The 17,805-nt window shown below is 58.1% G+C and carries 12 protein-coding genes; 3 read left to right on the top strand and 9 right to left on the bottom strand.

Annotated elements, in window-relative coordinates; genetic code table 11:
* Nucleotides 1-4: 4 nt before the first annotated feature.
* From RZ35_RS03315 to RZ35_RS03285, 7 genes are all read right to left on the bottom strand, one after another.
* Complete coding sequence (locus RZ35_RS03315; protein WP_026742029.1) at nt 5-1,648, bottom strand: ABC transporter ATP-binding protein; 1,644 nt, start codon at nt 1,646-1,648, stop codon at nt 5-7.
* Entirely contained in the window at nt 1,645-2,457 is an 813-nt protein-coding gene (locus RZ35_RS03310) for an ABC transporter permease (RefSeq protein ID WP_455709688.1), read from the bottom strand. The genes RZ35_RS03315 and RZ35_RS03310 overlap by 4 nt, the downstream gene beginning before the upstream one ends.
* A 73-nt stretch (nt 2,458-2,530) precedes the next feature.
* Nucleotides 2,531-3,472, bottom strand: a complete 942-nt coding sequence (locus RZ35_RS03305; RefSeq protein ID WP_026742027.1) for an ABC transporter permease — start codon at nt 3,470-3,472, stop codon at nt 2,531-2,533.
* A gap of 32 nt (nt 3,473-3,504) precedes the next feature.
* Nucleotides 3,505-4,866: an ABC transporter substrate-binding protein gene (locus RZ35_RS03300; RefSeq protein ID WP_455709687.1), complete on the bottom strand. Its 1,362-nt coding sequence runs from the start codon at nt 4,864-4,866 to the stop codon at nt 3,505-3,507.
* A gap of 336 nt (nt 4,867-5,202) precedes the next feature.
* On the bottom strand, nt 5,203-6,057 hold the full coding sequence (locus RZ35_RS03295; protein WP_026742025.1) for a D-amino-acid transaminase: 855 nt from the start codon (nt 6,055-6,057) through the stop codon (nt 5,203-5,205).
* A gap of 15 nt (nt 6,058-6,072) precedes the next feature.
* Nucleotides 6,073-6,996 carry an N-carbamoyl-D-amino-acid hydrolase gene (locus tag RZ35_RS03290; RefSeq protein ID WP_026742024.1) on the bottom strand — a complete coding sequence of 308 codons (924 nt, stop codon included), beginning with the start codon at nt 6,994-6,996 and terminating at the stop codon, nt 6,073-6,075.
* Between the two features lie 120 nt (nt 6,997-7,116).
* Nucleotides 7,117-8,037 carry a LysR family transcriptional regulator gene (locus RZ35_RS03285; RefSeq protein WP_026742023.1) on the bottom strand — a complete coding sequence of 307 codons (921 nt, stop codon included), beginning with the start codon at nt 8,035-8,037 and terminating at the stop codon, nt 7,117-7,119.
* 174 nt (nt 8,038-8,211) lie between these two features.
* On the opposite strand from RZ35_RS03285, the gene RZ35_RS03280 reads away from it, so the two are divergent.
* The 3 genes from RZ35_RS03280 to RZ35_RS03260 all read left to right on the top strand — a co-directional run bounded on the left by RZ35_RS03280 (nt 8,212) and on the right by RZ35_RS03260 (nt 15,291).
* Complete coding sequence (locus RZ35_RS03280) at nt 8,212-9,111, top strand: AEC family transporter (RefSeq protein ID WP_026742022.1); 900 nt, start codon at nt 8,212-8,214, stop codon at nt 9,109-9,111.
* 588 nt (nt 9,112-9,699) lie between these two features.
* The gene (locus RZ35_RS03275) at nt 9,700-11,208 is read left to right on the top strand and encodes an OmpA family protein (RefSeq protein WP_455709683.1); all 1,509 of its coding nucleotides are present in this window, start codon (nt 9,700-9,702) and stop codon (nt 11,206-11,208) included.
* 2,583 nt (nt 11,209-13,791) lie between these two features.
* A complete protein-coding gene (locus tag RZ35_RS03260; RefSeq protein WP_026742018.1) occupies nt 13,792-15,291 on the top strand; it encodes a SulP family inorganic anion transporter in 1,500 nt (499 codons plus the stop codon).
* On the opposite strand, the gene RZ35_RS03255 is transcribed toward RZ35_RS03260, so the two are convergent.
* Nucleotides 15,282-16,544, bottom strand: coding sequence for a glycosyltransferase (locus tag RZ35_RS03255; protein ID WP_026742017.1), 1,263 nt, complete (start codon nt 16,542-16,544; stop codon nt 15,282-15,284). The two genes, RZ35_RS03260 and RZ35_RS03255, sit on opposite strands and share 10 nt — an antisense overlap.
* Complete coding sequence (locus tag RZ35_RS03250) at nt 16,541-17,377, bottom strand: alpha/beta fold hydrolase (protein ID WP_026742016.1); 837 nt, start codon at nt 17,375-17,377, stop codon at nt 16,541-16,543. The genes RZ35_RS03255 and RZ35_RS03250 overlap by 4 nt, the downstream gene beginning before the upstream one ends.
* Nucleotides 17,378-17,805 lie beyond the last annotated feature (428 nt).

The raw sequence follows: 17,805 nt of genomic DNA, 5'->3' as shown, positions 1-17,805 counted from the left end.
CATATCATAGCCTCCGTCCGGCGGCGAAGTCCCACTCCTTACCGGGGACCGCCTCCATCAGCTGCTGGGTATAAGGCTGCTGGGGATGGGCCAGCACATCGCTCGCAGGCCCATATTCGATCACCTGACCGTGCTGCATCACCAGCACGTCGTCGCAGATCTGCGCGGCCACACGTAAATCGTGGGTAATGAACAAGATGGCGACCTGCATACGCCCCTGAATATCCGCCAGCAGTTGCAGCACCTGCGCCTGCACCGAAACATCGAGCGCAGACACAGCCTCATCGGCGACGATGACATCCGGCTCCATCGCCAGCGCGCGGGCAATCGCGATACGCTGCCGCTGCCCGCCGGAAAACTGGTGCGGAAAGCGGTCGATAGCGTCCGCCGGCAACCCGACCAGCTCCAGCAGCTCCTGACCTCGCGACCAGGCCTGCGCGAACGGCATACCGAAATTCATCGGCCCTTCCACCAGGCTCCGGCCGATACTCATGCGTGGATTCAGCGATCGGTTAGGATCCTGAAACACCATCTGAATGCGCTTGCGGTGCGGCTTCAGCCCCACCGGCGTCAGCTCGGAAATATCTTTGCCGGTCACCCGCACCGCGCCGCAGGTGGGCGTCAGCAACCGCATCACGCAGCGCGCCAGCGTCGACTTGCCGGAACCGCTCTCCCCGACGATGCCCAGCGTACGGCCGCGCTTGAGCATAAACGACACGTCGTGCACGGCCCGCGTGCCTTGCCGCCGTTTCCGAAAGAGTGACCACGCGCTGCCCGCTGCCGAATAGGTTTTACCCAGCTCGACGACGTCCAGCACCACCTGTGCGCTGGCGGCCTCGCGCCGTGCCGCTCGGGGAGCCAGACTCGGCACCGCCGACAGCAGGGCCTGGGTATACGCTTCTTTCGGCGCTGAAAGCACCTGCTGTACGGTGCCGGACTCCACAATATGTCCTTGGCGCATCACGCACACGCGGTCGGCGATATCCACCACCACGCCCATATCGTGCGTGATAAACAGCACTGCCGTACCGTGCTTCTGTTGCAACTCGCGGATCAGTTTGAGGATCTGCTGCTGGGTCGTGACATCCAACGCGGTGGTCGGCTCGTCGGCGATGAGCAGGCGCGGCTCCAGCACCAGCGCCATCGCAATCATGATGCGCTGGCGCTGACCGCCGCTCAGCTGATGCGGATAGGCCTCGTACACCCGCTCAATATCCGGCAGGTGCACCTGCGACAGCGCGTTCATCACCCGCGCCTTACGCGCCTGAGCGTTCAGAGCCGTATGGGTCTGCAACACCTCGTCAATCTGCCGCCCGACCGTCAGCACCGGGTTAAGCGCGGTCATCGGCTCCTGAAAGATCATCGCCATGCGGCTGCCGCGCAGCGCCTTGAGACGCGCGTTGCTGACCTGCAACACATCTTCGCCGTCCAGCAGGATGCGCCCGCCGGTCGCGCTCAGCGCGCCTTTGGGCAACAGCCCGAGCGTCGCCAGCGACGTCACCGACTTGCCCGATCCGCTCTCTCCCACCAGACAGACCGTCTCTCCCGGCTGGATCTCGAAGGAGATGTCTTGCAGGATGGGCACGCCCTGCGCCGTACTCACACAGAGGTTTTCTACGCGCAAAATGTCCTTCCGGTGTTCGCTCATGCGGCTCCCCTTTTCTTCAGGCGCGGGTCGAGCGCATCGCTCACCGCATCGCCCAGCAGGTTGATCGACAAAATACACAGCGACAGCGCCAGCCCGGCCCNCAGCACCAGCGAAGGCTTGAGCTGAAAATAAACGCGCCCTTCGGAAATGATGTTGCCCCAGGTTGGGATCTCCGTGCCGATGCCCGCGCCAAGGAACGACAGGATCGCCTCGGTGAGGATGGCGGAGGCGCAAATATAGGTGCTTTGCACGATAAGCGGCGCCAGCGTGTTCGGCATCAGATGCCGGGTGAGCACCTTGAACGTCGAGGTGCCCATCAGCACCGCCGCCTCGACATACGGCTCTTCGCGCGTCGACAGCACCCGGGAACGCACCAGCCGCACCACCTGCGGGATCTCCGGCACCATGATCGCCACCATGACGGTCCAGATCCCGGCGCTGCTCAGGGAGACGATCGCAATCGCCAGCAGGATACCGGGGATCGCCATCAGGCCGTCCATCACCCGCATCATCAGCGCATCAATGCCGCGGAAATAACCGGCCAGTAGGCCCAGCGGCAGGCCAATCAACACGCTCATCACCGTCACGCCCACACCGACAATCAGGGAAATGCGCGCGCCGTAGACAATGCGCGAAAACAGGTCGCGTCCGTAGGCGTCCGTCCCCAGCCAAAATTCCGCGCCGGGCGGTTTCAGACGTATCGCGGGCGACAACGCGACCGGATCGTGGTTGGCGATCCAGGGCGCAAAGATCGCCATCGCGACGATAATCGTCAGGATCGCCAGCGCGATCGCCGAGGTCAGCGGCATGCGTGGCAGTGTGATCCATCGATGCCGGGGCGCGGGCAGGGTCAGAGAATCGGGTTTGCTCATAGCCTTGCCCTCAGTAACGAATGCGTGGATCGCTGATCGCATAGGACAGATCGATCAGCAAGTTGATGATGACATACACCCCGCTGGTCAGCAGGATCATGCCCTGAATCACGGGATAGTCGCGCGCCAGTACGGCGTCGACGATCAGCCGTCCCAGACCCGGAATATTGAATACGCTTTCGGTCACCACCACGCCGGAGATCATCAGGGCGAAACCGGTGCCGATCACGGTGAGGATCGGGATCATCGCGTTGCGCAGCGCGNGCCGGAACAGCACGTGGATCTCCGACAGCCCCTTGGCGCGCGCGGTGCGGATATAGTCTTCTCCCAACACTTCCAGCACGCTGGCCCGGGTCATGCGCGCCACCAGTGCAATGTAGACTGACGACAGCGTCAGCGCCGGCAGCACGATGCGCTGGGCGAAAGGCCCCACGCCGCGGGTGATGCTGCTAAATCCCTGCACCGGCAACCATCTCAGCTCCAGCGAAAACACGGTGATCAACACATAGCCGATGACGAAAACCGGCACCGAAAAACCCAGCACCGACGTCGACATCACCAGATTGTCGATCCAGGTGCCGTGCTTCCACGCCGCCAGTACGCCGAGCGGCACGGAGATGAAAATGGTGAAGACGATGGCCACCAGCGCCAGACTCAGGGTCGGTTCCAGCCGCTGGCCGATCATCGTCAGCACCGGCGTGTGGGCCATCAGAGAAGTACTGAAGTCCCCACGCAGCAGCTGTGAAATCCACACGAAAAACTGCTGATATAGCGGCTGATTCAGACCCAAACTTTCGCGGATCGCCTCCAGTTGCTGCGGGGTCGCCATGTCGCCGGCGATAATCGCCGCCGGATCGCCCGGTGACAGCCGCAACAGCAGGAAAACAAACAACGCGACCACCAGCATCACCGGGATCGCCGCCAGGACGCGGCGAATGAAGTAACCAAGCATAGGGACCTCCGAAGGCATTAATCACACAATAATCAGTCGCTTTTCTCGACGTTCCAGAACACCGTGGACGGCCCTGTCATCAGGTGGCTGATGCGACTGCTCCAGACCGCCACGTCATAGAACTGGCCAAGCGGGATGTAGCTGACCTGGTCCATCGCGTGTTTCTGGATTTCCACCGCAATCGCTTTCTGTTTGGCTGGCTCGGTGGCGGTCGCGAACGCTACGCGCAGCTCATCCATCTTCGGATCGGTCGGCCAGCCGAACCAGGCGCCCTGTCGTCCGCCGCCATCCAGCATCGGGTTCACCACCGGGTTCCAGATGGTTTCCGCGTTCCAGTAGGTAAAGAACAGGTTCCATCCGCCCTGAGCCGGGGCGTTCTGATTCGCCCGGCGCGACACCAGCGTCTGCCAGTCCATCGGCTGCAAAGCGACGTTAAATCCGGCCTTGCGCAGCGCCTGCGCCACGACCACCGGCTGCGGCGCCTGGCTGGGCACGTCGGTCGGCTGCATGATCACCACCGGCGTGCCGTCATAGCCCGCTTTCTTCAGCAGTGCCTTGGCCGCGTCGATGTCGCCGCCTTTCAGCAGCGATTCGCCGCCCTCCTGCGTCTCCAGCGCGGTGCCGCAGCCAAAGACGGAGGCGCACAGCTTGAAGTATTCCGGATTGCCCACCAGCGCATCGAGCACATCTTTCTGGCTCATCGCCAGCAGCGCGGCGCGGCGAATATCCGGGTTATCAAACGGCGGATAGAGGAAGTTCATGCGTCCGCCGGTCAGCGATCCCAGCTTGCTGAGCACCCCGGACTTCAGATCCGGATTGGCCTGCACCATCGGCAACAGATCGATCGGCAGCTGTTCGATAAAGTCGATATCGCCGGAGGAGAGCGCGTTAATCGCCGTCATGCGATCCGGCATGTTGATCCACTCCACCCGATCGACCTTGACCNCCTTGCCGCCCGCGCTGCCGCTGGCCGGCTCTTTGCGTGGGACGTATTGCTGGAACTTCTCGTAGACCACGCGATTGCCGGGATCGAATTCGCCGGCGACGAACTTGTACGGGCCGGAACCGGTGTAATCGGTGATCATCTTGCCGTCAGGCGTATTGGCGACACGCTCCGGCATCATGAATGCCGCGACGGAGGAAGGCTTGGCTAACAGTTGCAACACATAGCCAAACGGTTTGGATAGCGTCAGGACGATCGTTTTGTCATTAGTGGCGGAGATCCCCGCGGTGTACTTCATCATCAGCTGACCGCCCACGTCGTAACGCGCCCAGCGCTTGAGAGAAGCAACGCAGTCCGCGGCGGTCACCGGTTTGCCGTCATGCCACAGCAGACCGTCGCGTAGCGTAAAGGTATAGGTCAGACCGTCGGGAGACACGGTCCAGTCGGCCATCTGCGGTTTCGGAACCTGATGTTCATCCATCCCGATCAGCGTGTCGTAGATCATATAGCCGTGGTTACGGGTGATTTGCGCGGTGGTCGCAATCGGATCCAGCACGCGCAAAGAGGATGACATGACCGCGTGCAGCGTTTTCTCCGCAGCCAGCGCAGAGGGGGAAAGCAGCGCGGCGCTCAGGCCGATCGGCAACAGCAGAGAGGCAATCAAGGAACGGGATGGAGACTTTTTCATTCTCAACACTCCTTAAAAAGGCAACAAATGGTGTCGGGGCTTGCTGTGTGGTCGCGTTAAAAGAAAGCGGTATGCCGGAAGCCGTGGCCTGCCGCCCGGTTATGTCAATGCGCTCAGCGCGTGGTCGATATAGAGGCGGCGTAACCGCGGGGCCAACGGCCCAGGTTTACCGTTGCCGACAGGCTGGCCATCCAGCTTCACCACCGGGTACACAAACGAGGTGGAAGAGGTAATAAACGCTTCAGCGGCCTGTTTGACTTCATCCAGCGCAAAGGCGCGTTCCTCAAAACGCAGACCTTGCGCCTTTAACAACGCGAGCAGGGAACCGCGCGTGATGCCGGGCAGCAGCGCATGCGACAGCGCCCGCGTGACCACTGCGCCATCGCGGGTCACGATGAACGCATTGTTGGACGTGCCTTCGGTAATCCAGCCGTCTTTCACCAGCCAGGCGTCGTCCGCGCCCTGCGCGCGCGCCTGTTCTTTCGCCAGACAGGGATACAGCAGCTGCGTGGTTTTGATGTCGCAACGTCCCCAGCGCAGATCCGGCAGGCTGATGATGCTCATGCCGCGTTCCGCCATCGGGCTGTGGATCACGGCTTTCGCCTGCGTATACAGCACCACCGTCGGCGGCGTTCCCGCCGGCGGAAACTGAAAGTTGCGATCTTCCGCGCCGCGGCTGACCTGCAAATAGATGAGGCCCTCCTGCAGATGGTTGCGGGCGATCAGCGTGCGGTGGATCGCCAACAGCGCGTCATTATCCAGCGGGAGCGACAACGACAACTCGCTCAGCGACCGGCGCAAGCGGGCCAGATGCCGTTCAACGTCCACCAATCGGCCTTGCAGCACGGCGGTCACCTCGTAGATCGCATCGGCGAACGTGAAACCACGGTCGAAGACCGAGATCCTGGCTTCGTTCTCCGGCACAAATTCCCCATTCAGGTATACGGTGCGCATGGCTTGCTCTCCAGGTCAGGAACGCTCAACGCCGGTTTGGCGGGTGATGATGCCGTAGTGCTCAATACGCCGGTGACGGGCAAAATCGAAGATCGTGGTCTTGCCGAACTGGCACAGATCCATATCGCAGCGATGCACGATCAGCTCGTCGTCCTGCCCTTTGGCGCGGGCCACGACAAACCCGTTCGGATCGATGATGACGCTGCCGCCCATCAGCGGAAAACCATCTTCCACCCCGGCCTTGGCGACGCCGACCACCCAGGTGGCGTTCTGGTAAGCGCCGGCCTGCATGCACAGCTCGGAGTGGAACAGACGGTGTTCCTCGCCCTCGCCGCGATTCTGCGAATTGACCGACGGCGTGTTGTAGCCCAGCGTGACCAGTTCAACGCCCTGCAATCCCATGACGCGATAGGTTTCAGGCCAGCGGCGGTCGTTACAGATGCACATGCCCATGATCGTGTCCTGCGTTTCCCAGGTCGGAAAACCCAGATCGCCCGGCTCGAAATAGCGTTTTTCCAGATGCTGGAAGTCGCGCTGAGTATCGAACTCCACGTGCCCCGGCAGATGGACTTTGCGGTATTTGCCGACAATGTTGCCCTGGCGATCCGTCAGGATCGACGTGTTGTAGTGGTGGCCGTCCGGGGTCAGCTCCGCATAACCGAAGGTGATCGCGATGCCGTGTTCGCGGGAAAAATCAAACAGCGGACGAGTCGCATCGTTCGGCATTTCACGTTCGAACCAGCGATCAACCTCCTGCTGATCTTCCATGAACCAACGGGGAAAGAAGGTGGTCAGCGCCAGCTCGGGGAAAACGACCAGCTCACAGCCTTGCTGCCGGGCCTGCTCCAGTAGCGCCAGCATGCGCTGGACCACGCTTTCTCTTGAGTCGCTTTTTTGGATCGCCCCCAACTGGGCGCCGCCGATAACGATATCTCGCATGCCGTCTTCCTCCACAAGACCGACCCGATGTCGGTCAATCATTTACCGTGTGTAAGGCCATTGTGGGAGCTACGGCTGCCCCTGTCGTATGCCTATTTGTCGGTCAGGATTAACCTGATGTTAATCCAGGTTGAACAGATGAAAACCGCCCTCGTCCAGCGTACCGCGCAGGGTGTCGACAAAGACCTGCGCAAACTGGGCCAACGGTTCACGCCGCAAGTGAACCAGGCTGATCGTCAGCCGTTCTTCGTTGAGGATCGGCAGCACCGCCATGCGCTCAGAGCCGGAGGCGCGGAAAGAGATCTCATCGACGACGGAAAAGCCGGTGCCGTTCTTCACTAGCGCGCAGGCGTGATGCGGGGAGTCAACGTCGATGCTGGGCCGATACGGCAACCCCACGCGTTCGAACGCCTGCTTCATAAAGCTGTGGAAAGGGGTGTCGGCGGCATAACCGATGAACGGCGTTTCGGCCAGCGCGTCGGGCAGCGCGTCTGCCGACACGCGCGTTAAAGGGTGATCCGCCGGGCACACCACCATCACCCGGATATAGCTCAGCGGCACCGCGCGCAGATTGGGGTGATCGATAGGGAACAGAGAAATACCGAGATCCGCCTGCTGGTCGAGCAACCTGTCGCGCAGCAGAACATGACGCAGACATTCCAGGCTGACAAGGATGTCTTCGTTGCACCGTCGGAAGGCAGCAATGGCGTCAGGCACCAGCTGATGCCCCAGACTGGGGCTGCTGGCGATGCGCAATACGCCGTGACGCTGCTGGACCAGATTGTGCAGCGTGGTGTTGACCCGCTGAATATCGCGGTAGACCGACTCGACGTCACTGAAGAGGCTGCGCGCTTCAGGCGAGGGGTACAGCCGCCCTTTGACCCGTTCGAATAGCTGGAAGCCGATCCTGGCCTCGGTATGAGACAACATGCGGCTGACGGCGGGTTGGGAGACGTATAAAAGTTGAGCGGCACCGTTGATTGAACCGGTGATCATCACCGCCCGAAAGACTTCGATCTGACGCAGGTTGAGCGACGGCATAGGGGGACCCCGTTGGCATTTTGGCGTCGTCGTCCCATCAAACGCTTAACAATAGGTTATATAACGTTAGCAATTTGTATGCCAATGGCCCGAACGGGCCGAAAGTCACGCTGACATCTAAGGTCAGAATCGCTATTAATAGCCTTCCGCCATTTTTCACAGGAGGTTTCCGCCGTGGCGATTCCACAAACGATCCTGCCGATCTTCCTCTTGATCCTGCTCGGCTACGCGCTGGCCCGCCGTGGGACGCTCGATCCTCATGCCAACAAGGCGTTGGGCGTGCTGGCTTTCAAGCTGTTCATGCCGATGGTCCTGTTTACCGGCATGATCGCGGCGCCGCTGCACGATGGCCTGAACACCACGCTGCTGGCTGCCTACTTCGTTCCCGCACTGCTGATCTTCGCGGCGGTCAATGTCTTCGCTCACCGCAGCCTGGGTCGCCCGACGCCCTTCGGATTGACCGCCTCCTTCGGCAACAATGCCTTGATCGGCCTGGCGATGGTGGCCGGGCTGTATGGCAGCCAAGGACTGGTACTGCTGTTTACCGTCCTCGCCGTACACAGCCTGCTGCTGTTTAGCGCCCAGAGTTTCTATGACAGCCTCGCGGGCAACGAACCGTTCAAGCCAGGCATTCTCATCGCCAGCCTCGCTAACCCGATGATTATCGGCCTGCTGTTGGGAACGGCGGTCAATATGTCGAATCTGACGCTGCCCGGCTGGAGCCTGAAACTGGCGACCTGGCTGGCGCAGGCGGCGCTGCCCTGCGCGCTCATCGTGCTGGGGGCCAATCTCTCCGGCTACCGGCTGCGTCCCAGCGCCCACGCCGTCGGCATCGCCGCCGCTAAACTGGTGTTCATGCCGTTACTGGTGCTACTAACCTGTTTACTGCTCCACATCGACGGCATTCCGCGCGGCGTGCTGGTGCTGATGGCGGCGAATCCTTCCGGCGTCAACGTGCTCGGCTTTGCCCGCACGCAGGAGGATACCCAGATCGGCAGCGCCGCCATTTGCCTCACGACGCTGCTGTCGATGGCGACATTGCCGCTGTGGATGTGGGTAGCCAGCCTGGGGTGAGTCCCCCGCCATGCGCGGAAAATAAAGGCAGTGAAATTCGCAGGCCACCCGGTATGGAAGAATCCGTGAAGTCCAAACCGGGAAAGCGTCACCCCAGACACAAGCAGGGCGGCGGCTCTCCGTATCGTCGCCCCCTGCTCCCGTAATATCACGAGAAAGAATCCTGATACGTGGGACGCTCTCCCGACAAATCCCTTTGTTGATGGGAGAGGCCGAGAGGGTTATGCAGGGGTGTCTATACGTCCGCTTTCCTGAACGGCAGCGACGGTCATGACGGTTCATCGCTTGGATCGCGCAGACCGGAGAGAAAAGCTCCGTGGCCGTTTCTCGCTGGCGCCGTTTTTTATTTGTCGGTCATTCAATATTTTTACCCGCGTCAGACTATTTCTTTTTATTAATGACTTTCAACCATATGATTTAAATAGATTTAAATGCGAAATTCTCCCGTGTTGCGTGCGATAAATAAAACGATTTTCACGGTGCTCACCGGCGAAAAGTTCGGGCGCAAAACGATAGCGCGAAGCCTGCATTCATGTTTTCATACCCATCCTGACTTTTTTTTACCTTCTATTACATGCCACTTACACTATGGATGGGTGGTCTACGTCTGGGGATCAGAGTTTGAAAGNGAAGCACTTACGGAAAGCCGCCGTTCTCGCCATGATTGTCTCCCTAACTTCCAGCTGTTCCAGCCTTCACAATATGGGTCAGTCCTACGGTACGGCGATTGGCTGTATCGGTGGCGCCGCATTGGGCGGCGGCTTAGCCTACCTCGCCACACATAATGCGCAAAAAGCCGTCGCGGGGGGCATCATCGGGGGGATCGCGGGCTGTGCCGTCGGCAATGTCTGGCAAAACAGAGAAAAAGCGCTGGCGCAGATCGCCGCCGATGAAAACATCGCGATCTATACGGAAACGCTGAAAACCGATCGTTCATCCGGCGGTGAGACGGTAGGGATCGTCGCACAGGTGGAAGATAGCGCCATGTTCCCAACAGGGAGCGCGGATTTGACGCCCGACGGGCTGCGTCAGGTGAAAAAGCTGGCCGCCGCGATGAAGACCGGGGAAGGCAACGATGCCGGACTGTTGCTGGTTGTAGGCCATACTGACGCAACCGGCAGCGCCAGCCTGAATCAGCGGTTATCCGAACGCCGGGCGCGCAACGTCGGCCACATACTGGAACAGGCGGGCATCAGCGCCAGCCGCCTGTATTTTCAGGGCGCGGGGTCATCACGGCCTATCGCTGACAACGACACGGACAAAGGACGTGCCGCTAACCGCCGGGTTGAACTGGTCGGACTCGCGAGCGAAGCCCTGCTGAAACAACGTTTGCAGCAGGAAGGCAACAACCCCCGTTACCTGGAGCACGGCACCGCTGGCACGGCGACTGTCGTAGCGAAGCGTCCCTCGGACAGTACNAAGACGGCTCCCCGTAAGGCAGAACCCGCCGTATCCATTCCCGCAACGCCGTCCAGCTCAGCCGCCGCCCCTCGGCCAGCAAAAGCAACCGAGAGCAAACATTACGTCGATTTCGGCGGCGATGCGGTCAACGCCAGCCTGCCGAGTCTGGCGGCCAATCTAACCCCTCAGCATCGCGGCTTCAGCCTGATCGGCGAAGCCCATGCCAGCGTGGTCGCCAAAAGCTGCATCGCCGACACGGTACGCGTCAGCGGCGAGGCGCGGAATCTGGCCAGCGGCCAACCGGTCGGCGTCCATGAAACGCGGGAATATCTGCCGGGAATGAACGGCCGCGCCTGGGCCGGGCTGGTGAACGGCCATCTGGTCACACTGTCTCCGGTACGCGTATTGCGGGAAAACGCCAGCGTGACGGAAGACCCCAGGGTCTATGTCACGCGCAACTATGAGGATAACAACCGTAAATCCGATGCGCCGCTGAAGGCGGTCGCTAACGCGTGGGAAGGTGAAGACAACATTCTTTATCGCGTTTACATCCAGGACGGACAGCAGCAAAACCTGTCCTGTATCGACCTGCTGGTCGCGAAAGACCAGCCTAAAAGTCAGCAGGGCCAACTGTTCTACTTCGGCAACGGCGACAACAAAAAATATATGGCGGCCTACACGCCAGCACGCAGCTAATTTAAGGATAATGATATGGAGTTATTTCAGACTATCGCCGAGGCCATTGCGGCCTACGGCTACATTTTCTGGCCCCTATTCGGATTGATGGTGCTCACGCTGGTGGTGATCCGCTGGTGGAACACCGTCAGCTATTTTTTCCTCAATCTGGCCGCCAGCTTTCCGCTTATCGGCCATATCGCTCGCCTGTCGCGCAGCCACGAACCCCGTCGGCCTGGCACCGGGAATAAAGAGTGGTATCCGTCGGAAGAAGCCCTGTGCGCCAAATATTACGCCTATCACCAGACCACCAGCCGTGATGCGAGCTTTTATCGGCGCTGCGTCGATTATCTCGATAAAGTCGAGGAGCGCGGACGCAAACCCNCCGGCATCGTTCTGTGGCTGTGCAGCATCGCGCTGGTGATTCTGGAAGCCTTTATTTTTGCGCTGGTACTGTCGCCCTTTATCGCCAACAACATCTCTGCCAATCAGGCTGAATTTTCCGCGTTGGTCATCTCGGTCTTGATCGGGGTCATTTTGGTGCCGGCCACCCATCTGATGGGGGCGGAGCTGCACAAAAACACGCTGCTGAAAAAAATCCGCTACTGGCACTCCGAAGCGCGACACAACAAAAGCGCCAAAGAGCTGATGAGCAGCCACCGGATCACGCTGGAAAATAGCCGCGACGACGACGGCGAGCCGAACTACATCCAGATCCTGAACCGCATCAATCACGGTGTTCAGGTCAAGCCGCAATACTGGTGCACCTTCGTCGCGTTGGTCCTGATCACCACGTTCGCCTTTGGCGCCTACTTTATTCGCGCCGCCACGATTAATGCGATGGAGACCCAGGCCGTCAACGCCTCCCCGTTTAGTCAGAGCGGCGCAGAAAGCGGCGGTTCGCCGTTCGAGCTGCCTGCCGCCGCGGTCGAGGACAACCATGCCGCAGACAAACAGGCCGTCGCCGAAGTCGCCAGCAATCGCGTTTTCGCCTCGAAGCTGACCTTCATCATCCTCTCTGTGATTTTTGTGGGCGTGCAGCTGATCGGTATTCTTATCGGAATTTTCCGTTCCTTCGCCGGCATTGACTCCGCCAAGGCCGCCAAATATATCGGTAACTTCAGCGGGTCGGATGAGTTCGCCGCCTACCATGCCGCCCGCCGCGAACGCGTAGAGCGCGATGCGCAGCAGAAGCTCGCCTCGTTGCAAAACCGGCTCATGATGCAGCGGCAAAACGGCCGCAGCGAACCGCTGTCGCAGATGCCGACCTTCGACGACTACGTGCTCGGCAAGCAGTCGGATCGCGAAAAGAACCAACGTCACCAGAACCATGAACAGGCTCCGACAAAAACGCCGCAGGCTGCGCAGGTCGTCGCCTCTCCGGCTCCGGAAACCGTCAGCCCGGTCGCATCGGCAACGCCTGACGTGTCGCCCGCGGCCCCCGTCGCTGCCGATCGCGATGACACCGCACGGATTGAATCCCTCGGCGATCTGACCACGCTGAGCGCAGAAGAGCTGGCGCAGGTGGCGAAAGCGCTGGGACTGTCTCTGGATGCGCTGGCGAGCCGCCAACGTGTGCAGGCGATCCTCAACAAAGCGCGCGCCTAGAAGAGAGAAGAAAAAAAGGAACCGGTCATGAAATATTGCCTTGCCCTGCTGCTGTGGGGGATCAGCACGGCGGTCGCCGCCGCGCCGCGTAACGATATCCCCAGTTGCTATGACTATGCGCACATGGCGCAGTATCGCCCGGCGGAAACGGGCCGGGAGCTGGTCATCATCGTAGACCAGACGGTCACGGTCCCGCTCGACCTGAAAAAATCCACCTGGAATCAGGTACTACGTTTCGTGCAGCCGGGCGACCACGTCATGCTGTACCAGTTCTCGGCGCTGCTACAGGATAACTACATGAAGCGCGTCTTCGACGGACGGCTGGAAATGCCGTTCATTGACAAAAAGACGCGTAATGGCATCGGGATGGACAGCCTCAAATCGCTGGATGCTTGTCTGGTTCAGCAACAGCAGTTCTTTGCTAAGACCCTCGGCGGACACATGGCCGCAAGCTTCGCGGATAGTCAAACCCGTATCGCCAAAAGCGAAATTCTCGATAGCCTGAAGCATATCGCCAGCGATCTGCAACACAGCCCCTCTTCGCAGACCACGATTTTGCTAATTTCGGATATGCTGGAAAACAGCGATTTTGATAGCTTCTATCGTCAGCAGGCTATCCGTGAACTCTCGCCGCAGAATGAGCTACAGCGCGTCACGCGACAAGGGCTGCTGGCGGACTTTGGCGGCGCTAACGTGTATGTGGCGGGTGCCGGCCTGATCGNTATCAATGCGAAAAACAGCTATCGTTCGGGGAAAGTGTTGCGACAGCTGAAAACCTTCTGGCAAGATTATTTTGAGGCGTCGAATGCCAAACTCATTAGCTTCGGCACGCCGGAACTGACGGTGGATTTGCGTTAACCGCCGCACTCAAAGACGGCAGGGCGCTCCCCCCGCCGTCTTTTTCCTTCCCCAACGCGATATCATTTATCCCGGCGATAAATTATGCTTTTCACTACCGCTGACTCGTTGCTCCCCTTAACCACAAAAAAAAACGCTATGACGCCATCTTCCGATACCGCAGTAAAAACCCCGGCCGGACCCGCTTCCGTGGCCGCGGTATTTCGTTCCCCCTCAGCACTCATCCGTGAATGTCTGGCCGGAGTCATCACCGCACTCGCGCTCATTCCCGAGGTCATCTCGTTTTCCGTTATCGCCGGCGTGGACCCGAAAGTGAGTCTCATCGCCTCCGTCGTGCTGTGCCTCACTCTCTCCGTGCTAGGCGGCCGCCCTGCGATGGTGACCGCCGCCGCCGGTTCGGTCGCGCTGGTCATCGGCCCGATGGTGCATGCTCACGGCGNGGGTTATATCCTTCCCGCCGTCATTCTGGCGGGCATCATTCAGATAGTGTTCGGCCTGGTCGGCCTATCGCGCATGATGCGCTATATTCCGCGCTCGGTGATGCTCGGCTTCGTCAACGCGCTGGGGATACTGATTTTTGCCGCGCAGGTGCCGCACGTCCTGGGCCAGTCGCCTGCCGTCTGGCTGCTGTTTGTGGCGACAATCACGATTGTCATCCTGCTGCCTTATTTGCTCAAAAGCGTGCCGTCGCCGCTGATTGCGATTGTGGTCATCACCGCCGCCGCGCTGATGCTCGGCCTGCACGTCCCGACCGTCGGCGATGCGGGGCCGATGCAGGCCGGACTGCCAGGGTTCACCCAACTGACCCAGCCGCTCAATCTGGAAACGCTGTCCATTATCTGGCCGACGGCGCTCAGCGTGGCGTTTGTCGGGCTGATGGAGTCGCTGCTAACGGCCAAAATGGTGGACGACATGACCGATACGCACTCCAGCAAACAGCGCGAATGCTGGGGGCTGGGCATCGGCAATATCTTTGCAGGCTTTTACGGCGGCATTGCAGGCTGCGCGATGATCGGTCAAACGGTCGTCAACGTCGAAATGGGTAAAGCCCGTAGCCGGGTTTCCACCGTGGCGGCAGGGTTAGTTTTGCTCATTCTTGTGACGAGTCTAAGCCATATCATGGCGCAAATCCCGATGGTAGCGCTGGCCGGTATCATGATGATCGTCGCGTTGAAAACGGTTAACTGGCACAGTTTGCAGCCCGCGACGCTGAGGAGGATGCCCCTGTCTGAAACCCTGATTATGGTCATCACCGTCATTGCCACCGTGTGGACCGGCAATCTGGCGATCGGCGTCGCGGGCGGCGTCATCTTCGCCATTCTGCTGTTCGCCCGGCGCGTCGCTCACGTCATCGATGCCGAGCGGGAACTCAGCGCAGACGGAAAGTCAGTGTGTTATCGCGTGAAAGGCCCACTGTTTTTCGGCAGCAGCAACGATCTGTTCGAACATTTTCAGTATGCCGAAGATCCGCAGCAGGTGACCATCGATCTCACTCTCGCCCAGATCTGGGACGCGTCCAGCGTGGCCGCTTTGGACGCCATCGAAAATCGCTATCGGCGCTACAGCACCCGCGTGTCGATCGTCGGGCTGGATGCCCACAGCACCCACATGCATCAGCGTTTGTCCGGTCATCTGTAAGCGACGCTGCCGGGGCAGGAGGCATGGCGCTGGTGCGCCTGCTCCAGCGCGTGCCTGACATTCTCCAAACAGTGATTTTTGTCGCCGTATTTCTCCTGAATACGGCGGCATCGCTCACGCATGTTTTCATCGGTCATCACCCGATCGAGGGCGTCTGAAAATTTCTCCGGCAGGCGGCTCTTGGCCTGAATGCCGCAACCTAGCTGTTCAACCCGGTAAGCATTATCAAATTGATCGAACGCGCTAGGGAAAATCAACTGTGGCACACTTTGGTAGAAGCAGTGCGAGATAGTGCCGATGCCGCCGTGGTGTACCGCAGCCACGCAGTGACGCAGGCAGGCCGCCAGATCGACCTCCTTTTTGACTAAAACGCCCGGCCGTACGGGGACATCCTCCGGATTCACCCCGACGACCAGACACTGCCGCCGCTGACGTGTGACTTCGGCGACAATGGCATTAAAGAAATATTCATCGAACTGCAGCGACCAGCCGGGAGAGAACAACACCGTTTCACGTTCAAGGAAGCGGCCCAGTTCTTCGTCGACGGGCGCATTCTCAGCTTCAAACAAGGGCAGCCCCACAAGGTTGGCATTGCGCGGCCAGTCTGGCTGCGGATGGGCGAACCACTCGGGAAACAGGCAGATCAAACCATCGGCAGACGTATGCACCCACTGCGACAGGATCCGTTTGACGGGCGCCAGACCCACGCGCGATCTCAGCGTGTTGACCTCGGCGCAGAACCGTTTATCGAGCACCTGTTTTTCAAACAGTGACACTATTCCTTTGCGCAGCGTCATCGGAAGCGTGTTCGCCAGCGCCAGTTTTCCATGCTGAGGCAGGTTGTAGCACGACAAAAACGTCGATGGCCCCACACGTACCGGAAGAGTGCAGCAGCCTTTCCGCTCTCCCAACGTTTTGGCGGAAAAAGACCAGAGCGACGTCAGCAGCACCGAGGAGCCGTCTACAACGCGCTCCAACTGCTGGTACATCTCATCCTGCTGTTTCAACATATAGCGGCACAGAGTATCCAATGCCGTTTCACTGTCCCACAGCGCTCTTGAATGTACCCCAGCAATATATTCCTGCGCTGAACCCACGCTGATAAATTCCAGCCCGCGAGACTCGGCCAAACATTTAAAATAAGGGTTAGTACACAAAAAGACCTTATGGCCACGTTTGGCCATGTGCTCACCAATTATAATAAAAGGAAATACATCGCCGGACGATCCAAGGGTCGCCAAAAACAAATTCATACACACTCCTGTTGGTTAATAAAAATCTCTTCGAATATCGATTTCACCCCCAAAGAAGCCGCTTTNCTCTCCAGGTCAAGAAAATGACCGGCATCCTTCAACGTATAGAATCGAGCATCATCAAGATAACGACCGAGATTTTTTACCTCTTTAGAAGTCGTGTATTCATCCTTTTCACCATTAATAAATATGACTGGAATGGATATCTTGCTAATAAATTTTTCATAATCATAATCCCTCAACGTCAAAATTTGTTCAAGATGAAAACAAGCCTGACGATATTCATGCTCATCCAGATGAGCCACGTGATTAAAATTAGTTCTCTTAAATAATCTCGGCAGGTATTTTCCCACCTCATTGTTTAACAGGTTAGCGACTGCTTCGAACTCTTTCTGATAAACATAGTCACGGGCTTTGAGAATATAGCGTTCCATTTTTTCATTGATTGTCATGGAGAAGGCCCCGATAACCGCCATCTCCAGGATGTCGTTGTTTTGCGAGGCAGCCATCAGCGCCCCCAACCCGCCCCAGGAAACGGACATGATGATCTCAGGCCGATAACGTCTTATCAGGAAGTTGATGATATCCACTTCCTGTTCTTTCGTGATGATATCCAATGAGTCATTCAACGGCTTGGATTTACCCGCAAAAGGGAAATCGAAAAGAATCGTATTTACCTTTCCTTTTAGGTGTTTTACCCAAATAAGAAATGAAGACGATGTGGCTAAAGCCCCATTTATAAAGATGGCCGTTTTTAGTTCAGGGTCGTATATGTTTTTGTCGACATGGATTTTATAGCCATTATAAATCACAACCTCACTCTCAGTTGCCATAGTTCTCTCCTCGCTATGTGTGAAAAAATGTCAATAAAATTATTGTTTTTAATCCGTAATGTAACGGTTATATTTTAATAATATACAATACTATTTTTAATTTCGCGCTAGTCGTGACGAAATAATTTAATATACCGGCGCGCCAAATAAGACCAATCAAAATAAATTACCAAAAATAAATCATTTTATAAAAAAATAAGGAAGCTAATAAACAGAGTTTATAGGTAATATATTCCCATAAAATAACAATCTTTCATTAGAATGAATAAGGTGAAAATAAGCATGTTATTTAAGCAGGAGACAGAGAGAAAATAGATTCACTTTAACTATCTTTTTCTTGTCGCTGGGTCGAATAACCTGTCATAGAAAAGCGTTGTGTCTTTCCCATGCCAAAAGCTGTGGCAACCGNCGATTCAACACCCCGTCGT

This window comes from Lonsdalea quercina subsp. quercina, from assembly GCF_000688655.1.
Lineage (GTDB): Bacteria > Pseudomonadota > Gammaproteobacteria > Enterobacterales > Enterobacteriaceae > Lonsdalea > Lonsdalea quercina.
Note: the sequence above shows the minus strand (reverse complement) of the source record. Positions and strands in the feature narration are given on the sequence as shown.